Source organism: Bacteroides parvus, from assembly GCF_017309675.2.
GTDB lineage: Bacteria > Bacteroidota > Bacteroidia > Bacteroidales > Bacteroidaceae > Bacteroides > Bacteroides uniformis.
Window position 1 is genome coordinate 2,598,740 of sequence record NZ_CP084680.1, and the last position, 22,736, is coordinate 2,621,475.

Below are 22,736 nucleotides of genomic sequence, written 5' to 3' on the forward strand. Positions count from 1 at the left end.
TTTTTGATAAAACAAAGAAGCCTCCCGATATACAATAAAATATCGGGAGGCTTCTTTATGTACCATGTTATTAGTCAAACAGGCTCTTGAACTTCTTGAATATTTTCTCCTTAATCGAAGTGTTTGGCTTGAAGTTATCAGATTCTTCCATTTCCTCCAATGTTTTCTTCTCATCCTTGCTCAGCGTTTCGGGTACATATACGCTGACATTTACTAGCAAATCTCCCGTGCCGTATCCATTCACGTTGGGCAAACCTTTGCCGCGCAGGCGGAGTACTTTTCCCGGTTGCGTACCTGAGTCAATTTTTACTTTCACCTTTCCATCAATCGTGGGAATTTCTACTGCACCACCCAAGGCTGCTGTCGGGAAGCTGAGGAGCAGGTTGTAAATCAAGTCATTTTCGTCGCGTATCAGGTTCGGGTCTTGTTCTTCTTCTACAAGAATCAGCAGGTCTCCCGGCATACCGTTGTGCTTGCCTGCATTTCCTTTTCCTCCCATAGAGAGCTGCATACCTTCTGCGACACCTTTCGGGATTTTTACGGTTACTACTTCTTCACCGTATACAATACCTTCACCGGCACATTCCTTACACTTGTTTTTGATGATTTTGCCTTCACCGCCACAAGTTGGGCAAGTGGTTCTTGTTTGCATGGTGCCGAGTATGGTTTGCTGGTTACGGATTACCGTGCCGCTACCGTTACAGGTCGGGCAGGTTTCGGCGCCGCCGTCGCCTTCGGCTCCCGTGCCATGACAGTGGGTACAAGGCACGTATTTCTTCAGCTTGAATTTCTTTTCCACACCGGTAGAGATCTCCTTGAGGTTCAGTTTTACCTTGACGCGCAAGTCCGAACCACGGTAACGGCGTTGTTGTGTGCCGCCACTTCCGCCGAAACCTCCAAAACCGCCAAAACCTCCTCCACTGTGTCCACCAAAGATATCACCGAACATGGAGAAGATGTCGTCCATGGACATGCCTCCACTGAAGCCGCCGAACGGACCACCATTACCGGCGGCACCACCCAGTCCGGCATGGCCAAACTGATCGTAGCGGGCACGCTTGTCCGGATTGCTTAGTACGTCGTATGCCTCTGCCGCTTCCTTGAATTTCTCTTCGGCTGTTTTGTCGCCCGGATTCTTGTCCGGATGATATTGGATGGCTTTTTTGCGATAGGCTTTCTTTATTTCTTCTACCGTTGCTGTCTTTTCGACTTCCAATACTTCGTAGTAATCTCTTTTTTCCATACAGTTTTATGTTATTCTCCGACTACCACTTTGGCATGACGGATCACTTTGTCGTTTAGGATGTAACCGGTTTGTACGCAGTCCAGAATTTTGCCTTTCAGTGCTTCATTGGGTGCCGGAATCACGGCGATGGCTTCGTGATAGTCTGTGTCGAGCGGTTGTTCCTTTGTCTCTATCACCTTAACGCCGTTTTGTCCCAATACAGACATGAATTTGTTGTAGATAAGTTCAACGCCTTCTTTTACGGCAGCTACATCGGTAGCTGTCTCCATGTTTTTGAGGGCGCGTTCAAAGTCATCCACAATGGGTAGGATACTGCTGATACTCTTTTCACCACCGTTCAGGATGAGTTCTGCCTTCTCCTTCATGGTACGTTTGCGGTAATTGTCAAACTCGGCAGACAAGCGCAGATATTTGTCTTTCTGCTCTTCAATCTGTTCATTGGCCTTTTCCAGTTCCTGGGCGAGCTTTTCTTCTTCTGTTAGGGGAGCTTCGTTTTCTTGTGAAACTTCTTGTCCTACGGTTTCTTCGTCACATTCGTTAGGAGTAGCTTGAGTTTTCAGCTCCTCTTCCTGGTTGTTTTCTTTTTCTTTCGGATTCATATTGTTATGCTTATTATTCTTGTAAAATGATTTTGCTTTCATTGCTGTTAAGGGTTTAAGTTAATACGATATCAGTGCTCCAGCAAAAACTTTGCCAAAACGGATGTTTTTGCCGAAAACGCTGCAAAGGTAATACTTTTATGTCAGATTGACAGCGCTTCTCTGTGTCTATTCATGGAAAAATAACTATCTTTGCACTCGCAATTCGCAGACTAATAGGTATTAAATAGTAAATTGTAAATAAATAAATCGTAAATATAAAGATGATTACAGTCTCTAATGTCTCAGTACAGTTTGGTAAAAGAGTGTTGTTCAATGACGTAAACCTGAAGTTTACAAGTGGTAACTGTTACGGTATCATCGGTGCCAACGGTGCCGGAAAATCTACTTTCCTGAAAACGATTTCCGGGGAGCTGGACCCTACGACGGGTTCCATCATGCTGGCTCCGGGAGAGCGTCTTTCCGTTTTGAGCCAGGACCACTTTAAGTGGGATGCTTTTACGGTAATGGACACGGTGATGATGGGACACACGGTGTTGTGGGACATCATGAAGCAGCGTGAAGTGCTGTATGCCAAAGAGGATTTCACAGACGAGGATGGACTGAAGGTTTCCGAATTGGAAGAGAAATTTGCCGAGCTGGACGGCTGGAATGCCGAAAGCGATGCTGCCGCCTTGTTGAGTGGTTTGGGTATCAAGGAGGACAAGCATTATCTGTTGATGGGTGAGTTGAACAACAAGGAAAAGGTGCGTGTCATGCTGGCGCAAGCTCTCTATGGAAATCCTGATAACTTGCTGCTGGACGAGCCTACCAATGACTTGGATATGGAGACCGTGACTTGGCTGGAAGAGTACCTCTCCAACTTTGAGCATACGGTGCTGGTGGTAAGCCACGACCGTCACTTCCTCGACTCCGTTTGTACGCATACGGTGGACATCGACTACGGAAAGATTAACCTCTTTGCCGGTAACTATAGCTTCTGGTACGAGTCCAGCCAGCTGGCGCTCCGTCAGCAGCAGAACCAGAAGGCAAAGGCCGAGGAGAAGAAGAAAGAGCTGGAAGAGTTTATCCGCCGATTCAGTGCCAATGTGGCAAAGAGCAAGCAGACTACCAGCCGCAAGAAGATGTTGGAGAAACTGAATGTAGAAGAAATCAAGCCGTCATCACGTAAGTATCCGGGCATTATCTTTACGCCCGAACGCGAACCGGGTAATCAGATTCTGGAAGTTTCCGGTTTGACGAAAACGCTGGAAGATGGTACGGTGCTGTTCCGCGACGTCAACTTCAATGTAGAGAAGGGAGACAAGATTGTATTCCTTTCGCACGACCCGCGTGCCATGACCGCCCTGTTCGAGATTATCAACGAGAATATGAAACCGGATGCGGGTACCTTCAACTGGGGTGTGACTATCACCACCGCTTACCTGCCGCTGGACAATACTGCATTCTTTAATACAGACCTGAATCTGGTGGACTGGTTGAGCCAGTTCGGCGAAGGCAATGAAGTCTACATGAAGAGTTTTCTGGGACGTATGCTGTTCTCCGGTGAGGAGGTGCTGAAGAAAGCAAGCGTATTGTCGGGAGGTGAGAAGATGCGTTGCATGATTGCACGTATGCAGCTGCGCAATGCCAATTGCTTGATTCTGGATACACCTACCAATCACCTCGACTTGGAGTCTATCCAGGCATTCAACAATAATCTAAAGACCTATAAGGGCAATATCCTTTTCTCATCCCACGACCACGAGTTCATTCAGACGGTTGCCAACCGTATCATCGAATTGACTCCGAACGGTATTATCGACAAGATGATGGAGTATGACGAATACATCACTTCAGACCACATCAAGGAGTTGCGTGCACGTATGTACGCAACAAAGTGATAACGGAAGCTAAGGACTAAATAAGCATATTTTAAATCGTTCCATCATGAGGAAAAAATCGTTCCACCATGGTGGAACGATTTTTTCACCACGGTGGAACAATATTTCTGCCATGATGGAACGATTCTTCTTTCATATCTTTTTTGTTTAATAAAGGCTTGTGCGATATTGAAAAAAAGAAGAAGGTGTGTTAGAATGATTTTTAGCTATCATTCTGACACACCTTCTTTTGCTATTAAAAGAGTCTCTTTGTTCTTATTAAGGCGGGGAATAGTCTGGGTTATTGTTTCTCCTTATATATAATTTTGCCTTGGCTTTCGCCGAAAAGGTTGTCGCCCAGCGTGGTAATCTTATTCCCCGTGGCAAGCACATAGCGCAGGTTGTCGCATCCCATAAATGCTCCGTACTCAATGGCGGTTACACTAGCAGGAAGCACCAGCGTGCCGCACAAACGACCGCAGCCACTGAATGCACGCTGTCCGATGCTTCTAAGCTCTTGCGGGAGCCGTACGTTCAGCAGATACTTCTTTTGGGTGAAAGTATAGTCGGGAATTGCAGTGGCATTACTGTTGGTCATGTCGATGGAAACCAGATTGGGCATATAGTCGCGTATCAATGTGAAGTCGGCTTCGTCCATTTTACCTTCAACGGTCAGAAAGTTAACGTCTTTGGGCTGAAATCCGGCTCTTAGCAGTTCGCTGGCAAGGCTGCCCATTTTACCAATCTGCACATTTACTGTCAGTGGTTCTCCTTCAATGAATGCAAAGGTCTCCCATTTCTTTTTGGTACGGTAGGAGTCACTGCATCCCAATGGAACAAATATGGCTGTAACGCTATCAGCCAATGCTTCGGACAACAGATTGGGAGCCGTTTTCTTCCGTATCTGGCATATCTTGAGATTTTTGCATCCCTTAAAGGCAGCATCTTCGATGTTCTTGGTCTTGTCGGAAAGGATAACCCTAGTCAGTGTCTCCTTGCCAATGAAGGTACTGTCGTCCATTTGCTTGCAGAAGGCATATGCCGGAATGCAATTGGCAGGATATACGTAAAAACGGTTTGGATAAGTTCCGTTCTTGCCTGCATACGTGCTGATAGATGCGTTCGAGATGTCCAACTGCTGCAGATTCTTGAATTCATCTCTTAGATGCCTGAAGTCTATGGCATTCAGTTTGCCCTGCAGGGTTAGTTGGGTAATTTCATTAGCTTCCGCTTCAGTCATCAGCTCCACCAAGGTACCGGGTTTGGCTACGTAGTATCTTTTGGATTTTTGTGCCGAGGCATTCAGCATTAACGCCAGTCCGGCAATGGCTAAAAGTATTTTTCTTAGTTTCATGTTTATTGATTCTAGATTGATTTTTCAAATATAGGAAGAAAACGGCAGGAATACATGAGGTTTTTTCTTTTTATTATTATTTTTGTCGGATATTAATCAATATTGAGATACAAATGGAGACAGAAGAGACGGTAAAGGAAGGGCTTGTTACAGCAAGTAAAGCAAAAAGTATTTGGTTGGCATTCGTTGATATAGTACTGTTTGCTGTACTTTCAATGATTTTTCTGTTTTTGTTTGCCATACCTTTTGCATTAGTTTTTCCGGAGTTGAAGACGGAAGTTGGTGAAACAAACATTTACTTTCAGATGCTGAATGAAGTCTTGATGCTGGTCAGTGGGCTGATTGCCGCTTGTATGGTGTTGGGCTTTAGGAAGCTTCCTTTTTCGGGTTTGGGCTTGTCTTTGAAGGGATGGGGCAGGAGCCTGCTGAGAGGAGCTTTGTTTGTCGTGTTCTTGTATGTAGTCGGTTTTGGCTTGTCTTTGCTGTTAGGGGCAGTGGAGGTGGTAGGGTTCTTGTTTTCTCCCATATCTCTGCTGGTCAGTCTTTTGCTTTATTTTTTTGTGGCGGTTACGGAAGAAGTTATCGGACGCGGTTTTATTTTAGGGCGTATGCTGGATGGAGGCATCAATAAGTTTGTGGCATTGTTTATTTCTGCGGTGTTATTTTCGTTGATGCACCTTTTCAATCCTAACTTTGCCTTTGTCCCGTTTCTGAATATCATGGTGGCAGGTTGTTTCTTGGGGGCTTCCTATATATATACGCGTAACCTCTGTTTCCCCATTGCCTTGCATTGGTTCTGGAACTGGATTCAAGGTTCCGTTTTGGGATATAAAGTCAGTGGAAATGAATTCAGCAATGAGAATCTGCTGATTCTTCACTTTCCGGAAGAAAATTTAATAAATGGAGGAACCTTCGGGTTCGAAGGCTCCATTCTGTGTTCACTACTTTTAGTGCTTGGTACAGTAATTATCTTAAGACACTATTATAAGGGATTAGAGATTAAGGATTAATACGGAAACCATTAACCATTAATCCCTAATCCTTAATCCCTAATTCTGTTCCACTCCTTTCATTGTCAGCTGTATGCGTTTCCGGTCCATATCTATGCTGAGTACCTTTACGCGTATATGCTGGTGAATGGACACTACTTCATTAGGGTCTGATATGAATCTGTCGGCGAGTTGGGAGAGGTGTACCAGTCCGTTTTCCTTGATGCCTATATCGACAAATGCGCCGAAGTTGGTGATGTTTCCTACGATGCCGGGCAGTTCCATGCCTTCGCGCAGGTCGTTGATGGTGCGCACGTTCTTATCAAATTCAAATATCTTTATCGGTCCGCGCGGGTCACGTCCGGGCTTGTCCAGCTCTTGCAGGATGTCTTTCAGTGTCGGCATGCCCACGGTGGGGGAGAGGTAGCGTTCCGGATTAATCTTCAGACGCAGCTCCCGGCTGGCTATCAGTTCGGCTACGCTGCAATCCAAGTCCTTTGCCATCTGTTCTACGATGCAATAGCTTTCCGGGTGCACGGCAGTGTTGTCCAGCGGGTTCTTTGCCTGCGGAATGCGTAGGAAGCCGGCACATTGCTCAAATGCCTTGGCGCCCATGCGCGGCACTTTCATCAATTCTTTACGGGAGGTGAAGGCACCGTTTTCGGCGCGATAGTTCACAATGTTCTGTGCCAGTTGAGGACCCAATCCCGAGATATAGGTCAGCAGGTGGCTGCTTGCGGTGTTTAGGTTGACACCTACCAGGTTTACGCAGTTCTCTACAGTTTGGTCCAGCGACTTTTTCAGTTTTGTCTGGTCCACGTCATGCTGGTATTGCCCCACACCAATAGATTTCGGGTCAATCTTTACCAACTCTGCCAGTGGGTCCATCAGTCGTCTGCCTATGGACACGGCACCACGCACGGTGACGTCGTAGTCGGGAAACTCGTCCCGTGCAATTTTAGAGGCCGAATAGATGGAAGCTCCCTGCTCGCTGACGATAAATATCTGCACATCGCGGTTGAAGCGCTGATGCTTCAAGAACTCTTCCGTCTCGCGGCTGGCAGTTCCGTTACCTATGGCTACGGCATCTATTTTATAGGACTCCATCATCATTTGCAGTTTGGCGAATGCCTCCTTCTGCTTGCTGACTGGAGGGTGGGGGTAGATGTTCTCATTATGGAGTAGATTTCCTTGTGCATCGAGGCACACAACTTTACAACCAGTACGAAATCCGGGGTCTATACCCATCACACGCTTTTGCCCCAATGGTGAGGCCAGTAGCAATTGACGAAGATTTTCCGCAAACACTTTGATGGCTTCCTCGTCGGCGCGCTCCTTGCTTTGGGTCGCGAATTCCGTTTCTATGGACGGTTTTAACAGGCGTTTGTAAGCATCTTGCACAGCTTCTGCTACTTGCTGTCCACAGGCGTTGTTGCTCCGTACGAACTGCCGTTCTAGGCGCTCCGCACACTCTTCGTCATTGGGGCTGATGCTGACTTTCAGCAAACCTTCCGCTTCAGCGCGCCGGATGGCGAGCAGACGGTGGGAACTGCATCGCCGCAAGGATTCGGAGTAGTCGAAATAGTCGCGATATTTGGCCGCTTCTTCTTCTTTGCCTTTCACCACCTTGGCGGTCAGTGTGCCTTGGCGGACAAAGGAACTCCGGACGCTGTTTCTAGCCCGTTCATCTTCACTTACATGCTCGGCTATGATGTCACGGGCACCTTTCAGTGCATCTTCCACGTTCTTCACGTCTCCTTTCACATAACCGGCGGCGCGTTCCTCCGGATGGGGCTCACGTTGCAGCATCAGCAGGGTGGCGAGGGGTTCCAGTCCTTTTTGGCGGGCTGCTTCGGCACGTGTTTTCCGTTTGGGTTTGTAGGGAAGGTAGATATCCTCCAGTAGGGTGTTCTCCCAGGTCTCCTCGATACGCTTCTGAAGTTCGGCGGTCAGTTTGCCTTGTTCTTGAATGGTGCTGAGGATGGTTTCTTTACGTTTGGCGGTTTCGCTCAGCTTTTCGTAGTGGGTCTTTATGGATTCAATCTGCACTTCGTCCAGTCCTCCCGTCACTTCCTTTCGGTAGCGGCTGATGAAAGGGATTGTCGCTCCGTTTTCCAGCAAGCCGAGGGTCTGGCTTATTTGTTTTTCTGATATGCCGAGAACGGCAGATATCATTCGATGAAAATCTTGTATCATTTTGTATCTCATTTTATAAATAGGGGGTAAAAGTACAAAAAAACAATTGTTGTTTTTTCTTTAGGTTCCAACTTTTATCTATATTTGTCAAAGCTATGGAGCAATTAAACGAATCAATCAATTGAAACACATATATCGTACAATATTACCATGCGTGGTAGCGCTTTTCTGCTGCCTTTTGCCTGTTTTCTCAATTACGGGAGAGCATCCGGTATTGATTATCAGCTCCTATAATCCGGATGCCGGTCGGACTTCCAGCAATATCTCTGACTTTATGGAGGAATTCCAACGTTTAGGAGGGACAAATACCGTTGCATTGGAAAACATGAATTGCAAAAGTTTTTCCGAAGCTCCTTTTTGGGAAAAGAGAATGGCAGGGCTATTATCCAAATACCAGAATGATAAAAGTCCGGCATTGATTGTTCTTATTGGGCAGGAAGCTTGGGCTGCCTACCTTTCTTTGGAAGACTCTGTACGCGGCAATACTCCAGTAGTGAGTGCGCTATCCAGCCGGAACGCCATATTGTTGCCGGGAGATACCATCGATTTGAAAACTTGGATGCCTGAATCCGTAGATTTTTTCACGGATTTTCCGGATTCGCCTATCAAGGCCGGTTTCGTTTATGAGTATGATGTGGAGGCGAATATTAACATGGTAAAGCAGATGTATCCTGACACCGAGAATATCGCTTTTATATCAGACAACAGTTATGGTGGTGTTGCTATGCAAGCCTATGTAGTGAAGGAAATGAAGAAATTTCCCGAATTGGATCTGATACTGCTTGACGGACGTGTCAATACAATATATACTATTTGTGATAGGTTACATGAACTGCCGGAACATACGGCAGTATTAATGGGGACGTGGCGCGTGGATATGAATGATGGTTATTTTATGCGTAATGCTACTTATGCCATGATGGAAGCTGCTCCAGCCTTGCCCACATTCTCTTTGAGTTCTGCAGGTTTGGGATACTGGGCTGTGGCAGGCATCGTTCCTGCCTACCGTGCTTTGGGCAAGGAGATGGCAAGGCAATCTTATCGTCTGCTGACTGACCCGCAGGATGGGAATACTCATATGGAAGTCATTCCGAATGAGACCATACTGGACGGCAAGCTCGTGAAGGAAAAGGAACTGAATATTGCCAACCTTCCGGAACCGGTAAAGATGCTGAATGTAACCCCTTCTTTCTATGAACAGTACAAGTATCATATCTGGTCTGTCTGTGCTGTGCTATTGGTGCTGTTGGGCGGTTTGTTCGTTTCCCTTTATTTTTATTATCATACAAAGAAGTTGAAGGATGAACTGGAGGTATCCGAAGGTGCTTTGCGAGAGGCAAAGGACCGTGCTGAAGAATCCAGCCGCCTGAAGAGTGCTTTCCTTGCCAATATGAGCCACGAAATCCGTACGCCATTGAATGCGATTGTGGGCTTCTCGGACGTGCTGTCTGCCGGAGGAGCCTCGGAAGAAGAACAGCGTGGCTATTTTGAAATTATCAGGACCAACTCTGATTTGCTGCTTCGGCTGATTAATGACATATTGGATGTGTCCCGTTTGGAGGCCGACCGCGTCATCCTTTCTTTGGAGAGCTGCAATGTAGTGCAGATATGCCAGCAGGTAGTAGCTTCCGTGGCCCAGGCACGTAGGTCGACCAATCAATTCCTATTTGAGTGTGAACGTGAGGTGGTGGAGATGCGGACGGACGTGCAGCGTTTACAGCAGGTTGTGATAAATCTGCTTTCCAATGCGGACAAGTTTACAAAGGAAGGTACGATAACCTTGAAGCTGGAACTGGATACAGCAGGGAATGTAGCAGTATTTTCGGTGACTGACACCGGTTGCGGCATTCCTTTGGACAAACAGAAACGGGTGTTCGAACGTTTCGAGAAGCTGAACGAATATGTGCAGGGAACCGGCTTGGGCTTGTCCATCTGTAAGCTGACCGTTGAGAAGTGGGGCGGTGAAATTTGGATAGATCCTGCCTATACGGATGGAGCGCGGTTTGTATTTACCCATCCCATGAATTTATAAGGACTGACAAGAAATAAGGAAATATAATGAAAAGATTTAGTTGTTTTTTTATCTGGATTTTTGTCCTGACAAGCATACTGCCTGCGCAGGAAAGAGAGGTGAAACTGAAAGTCGTACAGACCAGTGATATACACGGAAACTACTATCCCTACGACTTTATACGCCGCCGGGAGGCAACCGGCAGTCTGGCACGCGTGCATGCTTTGGTGCAAAAAGAGCGTGAGACTTATGGCGAAAACCTGATTCTCTTGGACAATGGCGACATTCTGCAGGGACAGCCCACTGCCTACTACTATAATTACATAGATACTGTTGCTCCCCATCTGACTGCAGAGATGATGAATTTCATGGGGTATGATGCCGGTAATATGGGTAACCATGATGTAGAGACCGGTCGTGCCGTTTTCGACCGTTGGGCAGGTGATTGCCGTTTTCCGATATTGGGTGCCAATATTGTGGATATTGCTACCGGAGAAACCCATTTCAAACCCTATGAGGTGCTGGAACGTGACGGAGTGAAAATTGTGGTTCTCGGTATGATAACTCCTGCCATTCCCGTATGGCTTTCAGAGAATCTGTGGAAAGGGTTGCGTTTCGACGATATGGAGGAGACTGCCCGCAAATGGATGAAGATTATCCGTGAGCAGGAAAAGCCGGATTTGGTTATCGGTATGTTCCATGCCGGTCAGGATGCCCAGCTGATGGGAGGCAAGTATCGCGAAAACGCTTCGGTGGAAGTGGCATGCAATGTGCCGGGATTCGATATTGTCCTGATGGGCCATGACCATGCTCGCGAATGCAAGAGGGTGTGCAACATAGTTGGTGACTCGGTACTGGTGATGGACCCTGCCAGCAACGGTGTCGTTGTAAGTAATGTGGATATAACCTTGAAATTGCGTGACGGCAAGGTTGTTGGCAAGAAGATAGACGGCATACTGTCCGATACGAAAGACTACGGTGTCAGCGAAGAGTTCATGCAGCGCTTTGCCCCCGAATATGCAGCTGTGCAGAATTTTGTTTCCAAGAAAATAGGTTCTTTTACCGAGGCCATCTCCACACGTCCTGCCTATTTCGGTTCTTCCGCTTTTATAGACCTTATTCATGAGTTGCAGTTGGCAATCAGCGGAGCGGATATTTCTTTTGCGGCTCCTTTGTCCTATGATACGGAAATCCGTAAAGGAGACATTTTTGTGAACGATATGTTCAATCTGTATAAGTATGAAAATATGCTTTACACCATGCGTCTGACGGGAAAGGAGATACGCGATGCCTTGGAGATGTCGTATGATTTGTGGACCAATCGGATGAAGTCTCCGGACGACCATATCCTTCTCTTCCGTGAGAAGCGCCGCGAAGGTGCTACGGATAGGGCCTCATTCAAGAATTTCAGCTTCAACTTCGATTCTGCGGCGGGTATTATCTACACGGTGGATGTGACCAAGCCGGATGGCGAGAAGGTAGCCATTCTCAGTATGGCAGACGGTACTCCGTTCGATATGGATAAAATGTATAAGGTAGCGGTGAATTCTTATCGCGGAAACGGTGGCGGCGAATTGCTGACAAAGGGGGCCGGCATCTCGCAGGATGAATTGAAGGAGCGCATCATCCACTCTACGGATAAGGACTTACGCTATTATCTGATGCAGTACATTGAGCAGAAGAAGGTGATTGAACCGCGTGCGCTGAATCAGTGGAAGTTTATTCCCGAAGAGTGGGCGGCTCCGGCTTCCAAGCGTGATTATGAGTTCTTGTTTGGCAAAGTTAAAGAATAATTCACTATCTTTGCGGCTCAAAATCTATAGTATAAGTTTTTGGACGTGAAGCAGAAGAAAAAAATTATAGGTGCATTGAGCTTGCTGGTACTGTTTATCATGTACCAGGCAAGTATCACTGCGTTCACTCACGTCCATTATGTGAATGGGGTGATGATAACGCACTCGCACCCTTTTCATGGCACACACTCTCACTCTCAGACTTCCCTTCTGGTTATCGGGCATCTGTCGGTATTCCACTCTTCCGGGGTGGATGTGTATGAGGTTCAGCACCCGATGCGTCCTTTGCTGTCCATGCTCAGAGCCAAACCGGCAACGCCTACTGTAAAGGGGGAAGTTATACGTACTCTTTCCCTTCGCGCTCCTCCCGCTCTTTTTTCATAGTCATTAGGTTTAAAAACGCCTGGATTTTTTGCATGTAGATACCAGGTGTTTTAGTCTCGAATGTCCGGTATTTCAGTGAAAGAAGTGCGGTATGTCGGATTATTATCTTTTTTCAGACTTGAATTATTTTTTTATTTAGAGCGCTAATTTGATGAAACAATACATTTTGGCGTTGGTACTTGCAGTGGTAAGTGCCAGCGTAGCTTTTGCCGTAAATCCTATAAAGGAAGGCAATATGATTTCCGGCCATGTGATAGTGAAAGGTACGGAGGAAAATATACCGTATGCCACGGTTTTGATTATCGGCAGCGGTCAGGGAACGGTTTCCAATGAAGAAGGACAATTTGAGTTCCGCAAGCTTCCGGCGGGAAAATACAAGCTCCGTGTGTCTGCCGTGGGCTATAAGACCCAAGAGAAGGAAGTGACGGTGAGCAAGGACTTTACTGCCGTCATACATTTCCCGATGGAAGAGGAGAGTTTTATGACCGATGAAGTGGTGGTATCTGCCAACCGCAACGAGGTAAGCCGCAAGGCAGCTCCGGTAGTCGTGAATGTGATGAGTACCAAATTGTTCGAGATGGTCAACTCCACCGACCTTGCCAAGACACTGAACTACCAGTCGGGCTTGCGTGTGGAGAACAACTGCCAGAACTGTGGTTTCCCCCAGGTGCGCATCAATGGCTTGGAAGGTCCGTATTCGCAGATATTGATAAACAGCCGTCCCATCATCAGTGCATTGAGCGGTGTGTACGGATTGGAGCAAATCCCCGTGAACATGATTGAACGGGTAGAAGTGGTGCGTGGCGGAGGCTCTGCCTTGTTTGGAGCTAATGCTGTGGGAGGCACCATCAACATCATAACCAAAGATCCCATCAACAATTCCTTCCAGGTATCGAGTATGTTCTCCAATATGGACGGCAAGTCCTGGGAGCAATATATGGGTGGCAATGTATCGCTGGTTGCCAAAGATAACTCCTACGGCATTGCCCTTTATGAGAGTTACCGCAACCGTAACCCCTACGACCGCGATGGCGATGGCTTTTCCGAGCTGGGCAAGCTGAACATGAATACCTTCGGTTTCCGTGCCTATTACCGTCCTACGCATTTCAGCCGCATCAATCTGGAATACCATACTACTAACGAACTTCGTCGCGGAGGTAATAAATTTGATTTGCAGCCGCATGAGACGGACATTACCGAGCAGACCAAGCATATCATCAATAGCGGAGGCGTGAGCTACGATTTATTCTGGAAAGAGTACAAGCATAAGATTTCAGCTTACACCTCCATCCAGCACACCGATCGCAACAGTTACTATGGTGCCCAAAAGGACATGAATGCCTACGGCAAGACGAAAGACTTGACTTGGGTTGCCGGTGGCATGTATGTAGGCAATATGGACAACTGTTTCTTTGCTCCCGCTACCTTCACCGGCGGACTGGAATATCAGAACAACTCCCTGCATGACATTATGACCGGCTATCATCGTGACATGGAGCAGGATGTCCGCATTGCCAGTGCTTTCGTGCAGAATGAGTGGAAAATGAATGTACTGACCATGTTGGTCGGCGCCCGTCTGGACAAGCACAACCTGATTGACAAGCTTATTTTCAGTCCTCGCGTCAACCTGCTCTACAAGCCGACAGATGATTTTCAGGCACGCTTGACTTATTCTACCGGTTTCCGTGCTCCGCAGGCATACGATGAGGACTTGCACGTAACGGCAGTAGGCGGTAAGGGTGTCCAAATCAAACTGTCCGACAATCTGCGTGAAGAGCGTTCCAACAGTTACAGCGGTTCGGTAGACTGGACTGCCCATTTGGGGCACTGGCAGGCAAACATTCTGGTGGAAGGTTTCTATACAGACCTGCGCCATGTCTTTGTGCTCGAAGATATCGGCAAGAACGAAGTAGGGGATGTTATTAAGGAGCGCCGCAACGGAAACGGTGCACGTGTATATGGTGCCAATCTGGATGCGAGGATTGCCCATGGTAAGGAGGCGCAGTTCCAACTCGGATTTACGGCACAGCGCAGCCGCTATACCCATGAGGAAGCTTGGACAAAGGTGGACGGAAAAGACCTTACCACTAAGCGCATGCCCCGTACACCGGATTATTACGGGTACTTCACTTTCTCTTCCGCACCGGTAAAGAATTTTGATTTCTCTCTTTCCGGCACTTATACGGGAAAGATGATTGTTCCGCACTACGCACCGGAAGATGCTCCCGAGGGTGCCTTCTGTAATATCACTTCAGACCGCATGGAGCATACTCCCCAATTTCTGGATCTGAATGTGAAGTTGAACTATACGTTTGTGCTTCACGACCATATCAAGCTTCAGTTGAATACGGGTGTACAGAATATCTTTAACTGTTTCCAGAAAGACCTGGATAAAGGGGAATTCCGCGATGCGGGTTATTTCTACGGACCGACGCAGCCGAGAACCTTTTTTATCGGTTTCAAGATAATGAACTAAAAGTTTCCATTTAAGAATTTTTAGAGCTAAATTCCGCAAAATAGTCCTACATTTGTCGCCAAAGCACAAAAAACATGGATACTAAGAGAATACGGAATGTAGACATTTCCCAGATACATCATTTGCCGATGATTGATTTCATCGGCAATGATTTTGCTATTTTTAATGACATCAAGGATATGCCTTTGAGCTCTTATCCCACCCGTTTGAATGCTGCTTGCCTGACTGTCTGTTTGAAAGGGTGGTGCAAACTGGAACTCAACCTGCAGCAATGTGAAATGCGGGAAGGTATGTTGGGCATTATTCTTCCCGACCAGATTGTTCTGCAACGGGAACGCTCCGAAGATTTTTCCGGACTTTTCATTGCTGTTTCAAAGGACTTTATGGATATGGTGATACCTACCATGCAGCAGCTTTTCCCTATGTTCTTTATGATTAAGGAACGGCCTTTTGTCCACATCACTCCGGAGGAATCCCAATCATTTCAGGAGTATCACTCTTTTCTTTGGAGCAAGGTGAAGCTGAAAGACAACCCTTTTCGTAAGGAAATCACTCAGGGGCTGCTGTTGGCCCTTTTTTATGAGATATATAACATTTATCAAGGACATGTCGTTCAGGAACGCATTCCCAAAAGCAGGAAGGAAGACTTGTTCGAGCGCTTTATCCGTGCCGTTTCAGAGTCCTATAAAGAAGAGCGAAGTGTGTCCTATTATGCCGATAAGATGTTTCTCACCGCCAAGCACCTCTCCACCGTAGTGAAAGAAATCAGCGGAAAGACGGCAGGCGAATGGATTGACAGTCTCGTAGTTTTGGAAGCCAAAGCCTTGTTGAAGTCTTCCGAAATGAGCATTCAGGAAATTGCGGACGAGCTGCATTTTGCCAACCAGTCCTTCTTTGGTAAGTATTTCAAGCATCACACTGGCATGTCACCTAAAGAATATCGCCGGCAATAGGTTCAATGTGACGGAATAATGTTTATTTTTGCGGTAAAGATTTACCCCCAAAATAAACTATCATGGAAAAAAGAGAAATTGACCTTACTGTTTCCTGCTATGGAAAGGTGAAAGGAGTGAAGTATGACGTTGTCATCTTGCCGTGGGGAGCTACGGAGCCCCATAATCTGCATCTGCCTTATCTCACTGATTGTATTTTGCCGCATGACATTGCTGTAGACGCGGCTGCGCTGGCTTTGCAGAATTCCGGTGTACGCTGCATGGTGATGCCTCCCGTACCTTTCGGTGCACACAATCCGGGGCAGCGCGAACTTCCGTTCTGCATTCATACGCGCTACTCCACCCAGCAGGCCATTTTGGAAGACATAGTTGCCTCCCTCTATGCACAAGGCATGCGCAAGCTGATTATTCTCAGCGGTCATGGCGGCAACAACTTCAAGGGAATGATTCGTGACCTGGCGTTTGTATATCCCGATTTTCTGATTATCGCTGCCGACTGGTTCAGCATCGTCTCTCCCAAAGACTACTTTGAGGCTGCTGTCGACGACCATGCCGGCGAGTCTGAGACTTCCGTCATGATGCATTACCATCCCGAGCTGGTGAATCTGGCTGAGGCCGGTGACGGAGAATCCCACCCGTTTGCCATTCCTTCCTTGAATGAAAAGGTTGGCTGGGCTCCCCGCCATTGGGATAAGGCTACAGTCGACAGCGGGGTAGGGAACCCCAAAAAAGCTTCTGCCGAGAAAGGAGAACGTTATATGAAGCCGGTGGTGGAGAAGTTGGCGAAGCTCTTTAAGGAAGTCGGTCAGGGAAGTTTGTATTGATATACTTGGCTTCCGGCTATATATAAAAATAGGCAATAACCGTTGTGGATATTGCCTATTTTTTAAGTGCACCCTAAAAACTAATCTCTTTACTCTTACAAAAACTAATCTTTCTCTATTTCGAGTACAAAATTAGAAGGTTTTTACGGGTTATGAATTGACATAAGTCAAAAATCTCCTTTGGATATTATTTTTTCAAACGTGCCCAAAAGCCTTTCTTTTTCTGCCGGACCGGTTCACTGTTTTCGCGAAACAGTTCTTCGTAGGTCAGTCGGTCATGTATCATGCGGTAAATGCTTCCCCAGTCAGGCAGTCCGCCCAGGTTGCGGTCATCGATAAAGAGATCGGCTTTTACTTTGCGTGAAAAACCGGTGTGTGCGATGTCTTCTTCCGGATAGTCCCGGTTGACGGCATAGAATTCCACACCCCGTTCCCTGCACCATTCCACAGCTTCCTCCAGGAGCTTCCCTTCACGTACCGACCATAAAATCAGCCGGTGACGCTCGTTTATCAGCATCTTCAGCGTAGCGGTGGCAAAGGGAATTTCTTCTCCTATCCGGGGGTAGCGGTGTTCTACAATGGTACCGTCAAAATCAACGGCTATGGTCATAAATGAATAGCTTTTATTGGTTTCAGACTGTGGAGAAAATTATCCTTGACCGCCTGTGGCGCCGCCCTTCGCCGAGCAACCGGTCTTCGTATTGCTTGATGAGGTTGGGGGTAAGCTCTTCAAAGGTGATGGAACGGTTGCCGGTGAAGCGGAGAAAACTGTTCAGTGTACTGGTGTATATGCCGGAGGTGCTATAGCGTCCGGTTTGCCTTATGCTTCGTATCAGTGAACTTGTAAATGTATATATAGAAGTCATAATCTGAATTTTAAGTTTTAGAATTGCATATAAACGCTTCCGGGACTGAAAAGATTTCGTCCCGGTGGAACTTTTCTTCAGGAAGAAAAGAGGGGTTTTCGTATAAAACTCAGATATGTGGCCTTCGGGCAGACAGGAGGAGGGTTACAGTATGCCCGAACGTACCCGGCTCAGTGTTTCGGGGGTCATCAGCAGATAGGACGCAATATGCGACAAAGGAGCCCGCTTGATGACCTCGGGCTGTTGTTCCATGAGTTGGGTGTAGCGTTCGCGTGCAGTCTCAAATCGCCAGGAATCAGCCTTTATTTGTGAGACAATCAGGGAATATTCCAGAATCTTTCGGTAGAACATATTTATTTCCCATGAAATTTCGGTGAGCGTCAACAGCTTGTTGTACGGCAACAGATATACGACGCTCGGCTCAAGCGCCTCAATCATGAGATGGGTGGGTTCCTGCTTCAGAGTACTTTCGATGCAGATGATGATGCAGCCTTCATAGGAAAAGTGCTCGGTGACGTCTTTGCCATTCTTATAATAGAATTGGCGCAGCATACCTTTTCCTACAAGTACGATATTATGGCTTACCTGCCCTTCATTGAGTAACAATGCGCCTTTCTCGACTTCCTTGCGGATGAGGATTTTCTCTATCAGCTTTCTTCCTTCGGGAGCCATACTCGGATAACGGGAATTGACAGTGGCGTCTACGGTTTCTTTCAATAATGCATCCATAAGACCATGATTTATTTGTTCGGTAAGCAAGACCGGTAAAGTTCGGTCCGCTTCTGCTTTCGGGGAGCAAAGATAGGACTTTTGGAATTAAAAACAATTTCGGATGAAGCTTTTGTTTACCCATTTCATGCCATACCAACGGCGGACGAAAATGAATCCACGGATATTCTCGTCCAATAGGAAGGCTACCCACATGCCGCAGATGCCCCATCCGAGGGGGATTCCGAAAAGGTAGCCCGCTCCTACAGCCACGCTCCACTGCACTACCAGGCCTACATAGAAAGGATAGTTGACGTCGCCTGCCGCACGAAGGGCGTTGGTGGCGAAAATGTTGATGGGGCGTCCAATTTCGAGGAGGATATCTATAATAAGGATGGTGGCCCCCATGCGTATGATGTCGGGATTGGAAGTGAGCCAGCCAAAGATGGCATGTCCCGAAAGGGCGAGGATGCAGGACAGCATGACGGTTATCATGACGGATTTCTTCATGACGTATTTCCCCATAAGGAAGGCTGCGTGAGGTTTCTTCTCGCCTATCAGATGCCCGATACAGATGGCGCCGCCCTGGGCCATGGAGATGCTGAACAGATAAGCGAACATGATGATGTTGACACAATAGGTACGGGTGGCGAGCGCTTCTACTCCCAGCATGTTGATGAAGTAGGTGATGACGACTTGCGACGAGCTGTACGACAATTGTTCGCCGGCGGAGGGCAGGCCTACCTTCATCAGATTCTTTAGTTCTATCCATGGGAAAGGGCGGAAGTATGCCACTGGGAAACGGTGGATGTGCTTGCGGAACAGTATGACGAACAGGATAATCATGGAGACGCCCCGGCTGAAGGCTGTAGAGATGGCAGCGCCTTCTACGCCCAGTTCCGGAAAGCCGAAGCGGCCGAAGATGAGGGAGTAGTTGCCGATGATGTTGAGGATGTTGACCACAACGGTGACCATCATCGGGTAGATGGCTTTGTTGGCGCTGCGCAGGGAGGCGGAGAGAGTGAGGGATAATGCCTGGAAGAAGGCGAAAGCGCCTACGATACGCATATAGTCCGTGCCGTCCTGCATCAATTCGGCGGTGAGGCCCATCAGCCGGAGGATGGGACGGGCGCAGGAGAACAGTACCAGGCTGACCGTGATACCTACCGCCAGGTTGACGAGGATGGATACGCCGACCACTTGCACTACTTTCTTGTGTAGTTTCGCACCGAGATACTGGGAACACAGAACGGACGTTCCGAGATTGATGACTTCGAAAACGAGGAAAGTGAGCATGATAATCTGGTTGACTACCCCTACGGCGGCAACACTGTTGTCCGAGTGGCGGCTCAGCATGATGGTGTCCACCGCACCGAGCATCATGATGAGAAGTGTCTCTATAAAGATGGGGGCGGCCAGCTTGGCAAGCCGCTTTTTCAGGCTTTCTTGTTGTATCATTGTCCGTGTATGTGCACTATACTTTAAAAATCGCGCAAAGATAAGGAAAGGTTGAAAAGGACGGTTTGATATGTATCAAATTTTTTTTCTTGTTTTAGGGTTTGAGTGTTAACGTGTTATCTCAAATTGCATGAAAACGGTGAAAAAAATATGTAGGAAAGATTTGCACAGTCCAAAAGTTTGCCCTACATTTGCACCGCATTTGAAAAGAATGCTGGTTATAAAAAGGAAGTTTGGGTGAGTGGCTGAAACCACCAGTTTGCTAAACTGACGTACGGGTAACCGTACCGGGGGTTCGAATCCCCCAGCTTCCGCCAGATGCACTCTTAGCTCAGTTGGTAGAGCAACTGACTCTTAATCAGTGGGTCCAGGGTTCGAATCCCTGAGGGTGTACAAGACAAATGCGAGGGTGGGTTCATCTAACGGTTAGGATACATGCCTCTCACGCATGGTATACGAGTTCGATTCTCGTACCCACTACAAAAACAAGAAAGCGGTTGACTGATGAAACGGTTGACCGCTTTTTGTTTTTTATTTTTCTGTTGTAATCCGAAAATAGTTTCTATATTTGCACCCGCTATGGCGAAATGTATATTCTATATCTTGTTAGGGTTGTTCCTCATATCGAAGTTCACTTCCGTTTCTGATGATATGGAGGGATGTAAGACACTCCCTACCGCGGATGTGCATTATTTCTCCGGAACCCGGTACAACTTGTCGGGGGCAGATGGCAGACAATGCCAGGGAAAAGGGGAGGACGCGAATTACAATTGCCTGGCAGATGCCGGTTGCATAGGAAATACCTTCTCATTGCGGCATGTCTCTTGCTCGAAATTATTGAGGCTTAATCCTGACTTCATTGCTGTCAAGGTCGCGAGAACCCTGAAAACTCTGCTTCCGGAAGAAAAGACAACTTCTTTCCCTTTTACTTTCCATCCTCATAAGATTTCATATAGATATTATGTATATACGCTGAGGCGTATTCTTATTTAGTGCTTTTCCCCCTCTCTTTCGGGAGCCGGAGAGATTTCCCGTCTCCCCATGCCGAGTTTTTCTCTATTTTTAAGTACTGATAATCAATATATAATGGAATTTCTATTGGATTTTATTCTCCATATTGATCAGTATATGATTGATATAGTGCAGGAATATCATATGTGGGCGTATGTCATATTGTTTCTGCTGATTGTGGTCATTATTATGATTTCCATACTGCCGGCCGTGGTAGAAGTGCTGCGTGCAAGACTGAAACAATGAAAACAAAAATAAATTAATATACTTAGTACATTTTTATCCGTTATGAAGAATTCTTTTTTTAGCCGGTTCACACCGAAAGAACCGAAATTCTTTCCTTTGCTGAAGCAATTGTCTGAGATTTTATTGTCCTCGTCGGCTCTGTTGATAGAAATATTGGGCCATGACTCGCCTGAGAAGAGGGCGGAAGATTATAAACGAATCAAAGATTTGGAGCGCGAGGGCGATAAGCTGACCAATCTGATTCTGGATGAACTGGGCACTACTTTCATTACTCCTTTTGACCGGGAGGATATCCACGACCTGGCTTCGGGCATGGATGATGTGATTGATGGAATAAACAGCTGTGCCAAGCGTATCACTATCTATAATCCGCATCCTATTTCGGACAAGGGGAAAGAGCTGGGACATATGGTCCAACAGGAAGCGGCCCTCATTGACCAGGCCATGGATGAACTGGAAGCATTCCGCAAGAGTCCGGATAAGCTGCGCGCATACTGCAACCAAATGCATGACATAGAAAACCGGGCGGATGATGTCTATGAATTCTTCATCACCAGGCTTTTTGAAGAAGAGAAGGACTGCATTGAACTCATCAAAATCAAGGAGATTATGTATGAGCTGGAGAAAACGACGGATGCAGCCGAACACGTGGGCAAGATTTTGAGGAGCCTGATTGTGAAATACGCATAAACGGACGGATGTATGGAACTATTAGTGATTATCATTGTGCTGGCTCTGATATTCGATTATATCAACGGTTTTCATGATGCGGCCAATTCTATTGCCACCATTGTGTCTACCAAAGTGCTTACACCGTTTCAGGCGGTGATATGGGCGGCTTTCTTCAATTTTGTGGCCTTTTTTATCGCCAAGTGTGTCATCGGCGGTTTCGGCATTGCCAACACCGTATCGAAAACGGTGATGGAGCCTTACATTACTTTGCCTATCATTCTGGCCGGTGTGATTGCAGCCATTGCCTGGAATCTGTTTACTTGGTGGAAGGGGATTCCTTCCTCTTCTTCGCACACGCTTATCGGAGGTTTTGCCGGAGCTGCCATCATGGCACACGGTTTTGAGGCCATCCAGCTGAGTATCATTCTGAAGATTGCGGCATTCATTTTTCTGGCTCCCTTGATTGGTATGGTGGTGGCATTCGGTTTTACGTTGTTGGTCTTGTATATTTGCCGCAGGGCGCATCCTCATACGGCCGAGTTGTGGTTCAAGAAACTGCAGCTGGTGTCTTCGGCTTTGTTCAGCATCGGGCACGGTCTGAATGATTCACAGAAGGTGATGGGTATCATTGCTGCGGCCATGATAGCCGGGCATTCGGAAGGATTGGGAATGGGGATAAACAGTATTGATGACCTGCCGGACTGGGTGGCATTCTCTTGTTTTACGGCCATTTCACTCGGTACCATGTCCGGTGGGTGGAAGATTGTGAAGACCATGGGAACCAAAATTACGAAGGTGACGCCGCTGGAAGGGGTGGTTGCGGAAACTGCCGGTGCGTTTACACTCTATCTGACGGAGTATCTGAAGATTCCGGTGAGTACGACACACACCATTACGGGAGCCATTATCGGGGTAGGGGCCACGAAGCGGCTTTCGGCCGTACGCTGGGGAGTTACGAAGAGTCTGATGACCGCCTGGGTGCTGACTATCCCCGTCAGTGCTTTGCTGGCAGCAGGGATTTATTGTATCGTATCTCTTTTTTAGAAGTGCTGCCGCATAAAAAATAGACGGGTTCGTTTTATTTTGCA

Annotated in this window: 20 protein-coding genes and 3 tRNA genes; 15 read left to right on the top strand and 8 right to left on the bottom strand. The window is 47.1% G+C overall.

Annotated elements, in window-relative coordinates; all coding sequences use genetic code 11:
• Positions 1–70 precede the first annotated feature (70 nt).
• Positions 71–1,243, bottom strand: a complete 1,173-nt coding sequence (dnaJ, locus tag JXR92_RS10405; RefSeq protein ID WP_117966609.1) for a molecular chaperone DnaJ — start codon at positions 1,241–1,243, stop codon at positions 71–73.
• Positions 1,244–1,254: 11 nt separating this feature from the next.
• Positions 1,255–1,887, bottom strand: a complete 633-nt coding sequence (locus JXR92_RS10410; protein WP_117601472.1) for a nucleotide exchange factor GrpE — start codon at positions 1,885–1,887, stop codon at positions 1,255–1,257.
• A 221-nt stretch (positions 1,888–2,108) separates the two neighbouring features.
• On the opposite strand from JXR92_RS10410, the gene JXR92_RS10415 reads away from it, so the two are divergent.
• Positions 2,109–3,728 carry an ABC-F family ATP-binding cassette domain-containing protein gene (locus JXR92_RS10415; protein WP_005827934.1) on the top strand — a complete coding sequence of 540 codons (1,620 nt, stop codon included), beginning with the start codon at positions 2,109–2,111 and terminating at the stop codon, positions 3,726–3,728.
• A 280-nt stretch (positions 3,729–4,008) separates the two neighbouring features.
• Here JXR92_RS10415 and JXR92_RS10420 read toward each other — a convergent pair whose 3' ends face one another.
• Positions 4,009–5,061, bottom strand: coding sequence for a leucine-rich repeat domain-containing protein (locus tag JXR92_RS10420; protein ID WP_117601473.1), 1,053 nt, complete (start codon positions 5,059–5,061; stop codon positions 4,009–4,011).
• Positions 5,062–5,174: 113 nt separating this feature from the next.
• Here JXR92_RS10420 and JXR92_RS10425 point away from each other — a divergent pair, with 113 nt between their 5' ends.
• Positions 5,175–6,071, top strand: coding sequence for a CPBP family intramembrane glutamic endopeptidase (locus JXR92_RS10425; RefSeq protein ID WP_138346215.1), 897 nt, complete (start codon positions 5,175–5,177; stop codon positions 6,069–6,071).
• Positions 6,072–6,110: 39 nt separating this feature from the next.
• Here the strand turns inward: JXR92_RS10425 and JXR92_RS10430 are convergent, their stop codons facing one another.
• On the bottom strand, positions 6,111–8,246 hold the full coding sequence (locus JXR92_RS10430; RefSeq protein WP_117966607.1) for a Tex family protein: 2,136 nt from the start codon (positions 8,244–8,246) through the stop codon (positions 6,111–6,113).
• 121 nt (positions 8,247–8,367) lie between these two features.
• On the opposite strand from JXR92_RS10430, the gene JXR92_RS10435 reads away from it, so the two are divergent.
• The 6 genes from JXR92_RS10435 to JXR92_RS10460 all read left to right on the top strand — a co-directional run bounded on the left by JXR92_RS10435 (position 8,368) and on the right by JXR92_RS10460 (position 16,687).
• Positions 8,368–10,278 carry a sensor histidine kinase gene (locus JXR92_RS10435; RefSeq protein ID WP_117601476.1) on the top strand — a complete coding sequence of 637 codons (1,911 nt, stop codon included), beginning with the start codon at positions 8,368–8,370 and terminating at the stop codon, positions 10,276–10,278.
• Between the two features lie 26 nt (positions 10,279–10,304).
• Entirely contained in the window at positions 10,305–12,050 is a 1,746-nt protein-coding gene (locus JXR92_RS10440) for a bifunctional metallophosphatase/5'-nucleotidase (protein ID WP_138346217.1), read from the top strand.
• Positions 12,051–12,095: 45 nt separating this feature from the next.
• Positions 12,096–12,434, top strand: a complete 339-nt coding sequence (locus JXR92_RS10445) for a hypothetical protein (RefSeq protein WP_034525598.1) — start codon at positions 12,096–12,098, stop codon at positions 12,432–12,434.
• A gap of 151 nt (positions 12,435–12,585) precedes the next feature.
• A complete protein-coding gene (locus JXR92_RS10450; protein ID WP_138346227.1) occupies positions 12,586–14,910 on the top strand; it encodes a TonB-dependent receptor in 2,325 nt (774 codons plus the stop codon).
• 74 nt (positions 14,911–14,984) lie between these two features.
• Complete coding sequence (locus JXR92_RS10455) at positions 14,985–15,863, top strand: helix-turn-helix domain-containing protein (RefSeq protein WP_005827957.1); 879 nt, start codon at positions 14,985–14,987, stop codon at positions 15,861–15,863.
• Positions 15,864–15,925: 62 nt separating this feature from the next.
• Positions 15,926–16,687: a creatininase family protein gene (locus JXR92_RS10460; RefSeq protein ID WP_117966601.1), complete on the top strand. Its 762-nt coding sequence runs from the start codon at positions 15,926–15,928 to the stop codon at positions 16,685–16,687.
• A gap of 187 nt (positions 16,688–16,874) precedes the next feature.
• Here the strand turns inward: JXR92_RS10460 and JXR92_RS10465 are convergent, their stop codons facing one another.
• From JXR92_RS10465 to JXR92_RS10480, 4 genes are all read right to left on the bottom strand, one after another.
• Positions 16,875–17,297 carry a BT0820 family HAD-type phosphatase gene (locus JXR92_RS10465; protein WP_117601479.1) on the bottom strand — a complete coding sequence of 141 codons (423 nt, stop codon included), beginning with the start codon at positions 17,295–17,297 and terminating at the stop codon, positions 16,875–16,877.
• A 22-nt stretch (positions 17,298–17,319) separates the two neighbouring features.
• Positions 17,320–17,553 carry a phage integrase SAM-like domain-containing protein gene (locus JXR92_RS10470; protein WP_117601480.1) on the bottom strand — a complete coding sequence of 78 codons (234 nt, stop codon included), beginning with the start codon at positions 17,551–17,553 and terminating at the stop codon, positions 17,320–17,322.
• A 144-nt stretch (positions 17,554–17,697) separates the two neighbouring features.
• Entirely contained in the window at positions 17,698–18,282 is a 585-nt protein-coding gene (locus tag JXR92_RS10475; RefSeq protein WP_117966598.1) for a Crp/Fnr family transcriptional regulator, read from the bottom strand.
• Between the two features lie 87 nt (positions 18,283–18,369).
• Positions 18,370–19,719 carry an MATE family efflux transporter gene (locus tag JXR92_RS10480; RefSeq protein ID WP_131226035.1) on the bottom strand — a complete coding sequence of 450 codons (1,350 nt, stop codon included), beginning with the start codon at positions 19,717–19,719 and terminating at the stop codon, positions 18,370–18,372.
• Positions 19,720–19,946: 227 nt separating this feature from the next.
• On the opposite strand from JXR92_RS10480, the gene JXR92_RS10485 reads away from it, so the two are divergent.
• From JXR92_RS10485 to JXR92_RS10510, 7 genes are all read left to right on the top strand, one after another.
• Positions 19,947–20,036, top strand: a tRNA-Ser gene (locus JXR92_RS10485).
• Between the two features lie 3 nt (positions 20,037–20,039).
• A tRNA-Lys gene (locus JXR92_RS10490) sits at positions 20,040–20,112 on the top strand.
• A gap of 15 nt (positions 20,113–20,127) precedes the next feature.
• Positions 20,128–20,199, top strand: a tRNA-Glu gene (locus JXR92_RS10495).
• Between the two features lie 99 nt (positions 20,200–20,298).
• Positions 20,299–20,712, top strand: a complete 414-nt coding sequence (locus JXR92_RS10500; RefSeq protein WP_131226036.1) for a hypothetical protein — start codon at positions 20,299–20,301, stop codon at positions 20,710–20,712.
• A gap of 135 nt (positions 20,713–20,847) precedes the next feature.
• Positions 20,848–20,976: a hypothetical protein gene (locus tag JXR92_RS17460; protein ID WP_255425209.1), complete on the top strand. Its 129-nt coding sequence runs from the start codon at positions 20,848–20,850 to the stop codon at positions 20,974–20,976.
• A 42-nt stretch (positions 20,977–21,018) separates the two neighbouring features.
• Entirely contained in the window at positions 21,019–21,666 is a 648-nt protein-coding gene (locus JXR92_RS10505) for a DUF47 domain-containing protein (RefSeq protein WP_119961682.1), read from the top strand.
• Between the two features lie 12 nt (positions 21,667–21,678).
• A complete protein-coding gene (locus JXR92_RS10510; protein ID WP_117601485.1) occupies positions 21,679–22,692 on the top strand; it encodes an inorganic phosphate transporter in 1,014 nt (337 codons plus the stop codon).
• Positions 22,693–22,736: the final 44 nt, after the last annotated feature.

Coding starts and splice junctions, on each gene's coding strand:
- JXR92_RS10480 (WP_131226035.1), bottom strand. CDS start 19,719: ATGATACAACAAGAAAGCCTGAAAAAGCGGCTTGCCAAGCTGGCCGCC.
- JXR92_RS10455 (WP_005827957.1), top strand. CDS start 14,985: ATGGATACTAAGAGAATACGGAATGTAGACATTTCCCAGATACATCAT.
- JXR92_RS10510 (WP_117601485.1), top strand. CDS start 21,679: ATGGAACTATTAGTGATTATCATTGTGCTGGCTCTGATATTCGATTAT.
- JXR92_RS10500 (WP_131226036.1), top strand. CDS start 20,299: ATGGCGAAATGTATATTCTATATCTTGTTAGGGTTGTTCCTCATATCG.
- JXR92_RS10415 (WP_005827934.1), top strand. CDS start 2,109: ATGATTACAGTCTCTAATGTCTCAGTACAGTTTGGTAAAAGAGTGTTG.
- dnaJ (WP_117966609.1), bottom strand. CDS start 1,243: ATGGAAAAAAGAGATTACTACGAAGTATTGGAAGTCGAAAAGACAGCA.
- JXR92_RS10420 (WP_117601473.1), bottom strand. CDS start 5,061: ATGAAACTAAGAAAAATACTTTTAGCCATTGCCGGACTGGCGTTAATG.
- JXR92_RS10425 (WP_138346215.1), top strand. CDS start 5,175: ATGGAGACAGAAGAGACGGTAAAGGAAGGGCTTGTTACAGCAAGTAAA.
- JXR92_RS10465 (WP_117601479.1), bottom strand. CDS start 17,297: ATGACCATAGCCGTTGATTTTGACGGTACCATTGTAGAACACCGCTAC.
- JXR92_RS10470 (WP_117601480.1), bottom strand. CDS start 17,553: ATGACTTCTATATATACATTTACAAGTTCACTGATACGAAGCATAAGG.
- JXR92_RS10450 (WP_138346227.1), top strand. CDS start 12,586: ATGAAACAATACATTTTGGCGTTGGTACTTGCAGTGGTAAGTGCCAGC.
- JXR92_RS10475 (WP_117966598.1), bottom strand. CDS start 18,282: ATGGATGCATTATTGAAAGAAACCGTAGACGCCACTGTCAATTCCCGT.
- JXR92_RS10440 (WP_138346217.1), top strand. CDS start 10,305: ATGAAAAGATTTAGTTGTTTTTTTATCTGGATTTTTGTCCTGACAAGC.
- JXR92_RS10430 (WP_117966607.1), bottom strand. CDS start 8,246: ATGATACAAGATTTTCATCGAATGATATCTGCCGTTCTCGGCATATCA.
- JXR92_RS10410 (WP_117601472.1), bottom strand. CDS start 1,887: ATGAAAGCAAAATCATTTTACAAGAATAATAAGCATAACAATATGAAT.
- JXR92_RS10505 (WP_119961682.1), top strand. CDS start 21,019: ATGAAGAATTCTTTTTTTAGCCGGTTCACACCGAAAGAACCGAAATTC.
- JXR92_RS10460 (WP_117966601.1), top strand. CDS start 15,926: ATGGAAAAAAGAGAAATTGACCTTACTGTTTCCTGCTATGGAAAGGTG.
- JXR92_RS17460 (WP_255425209.1), top strand. CDS start 20,848: ATGATTGATATAGTGCAGGAATATCATATGTGGGCGTATGTCATATTG.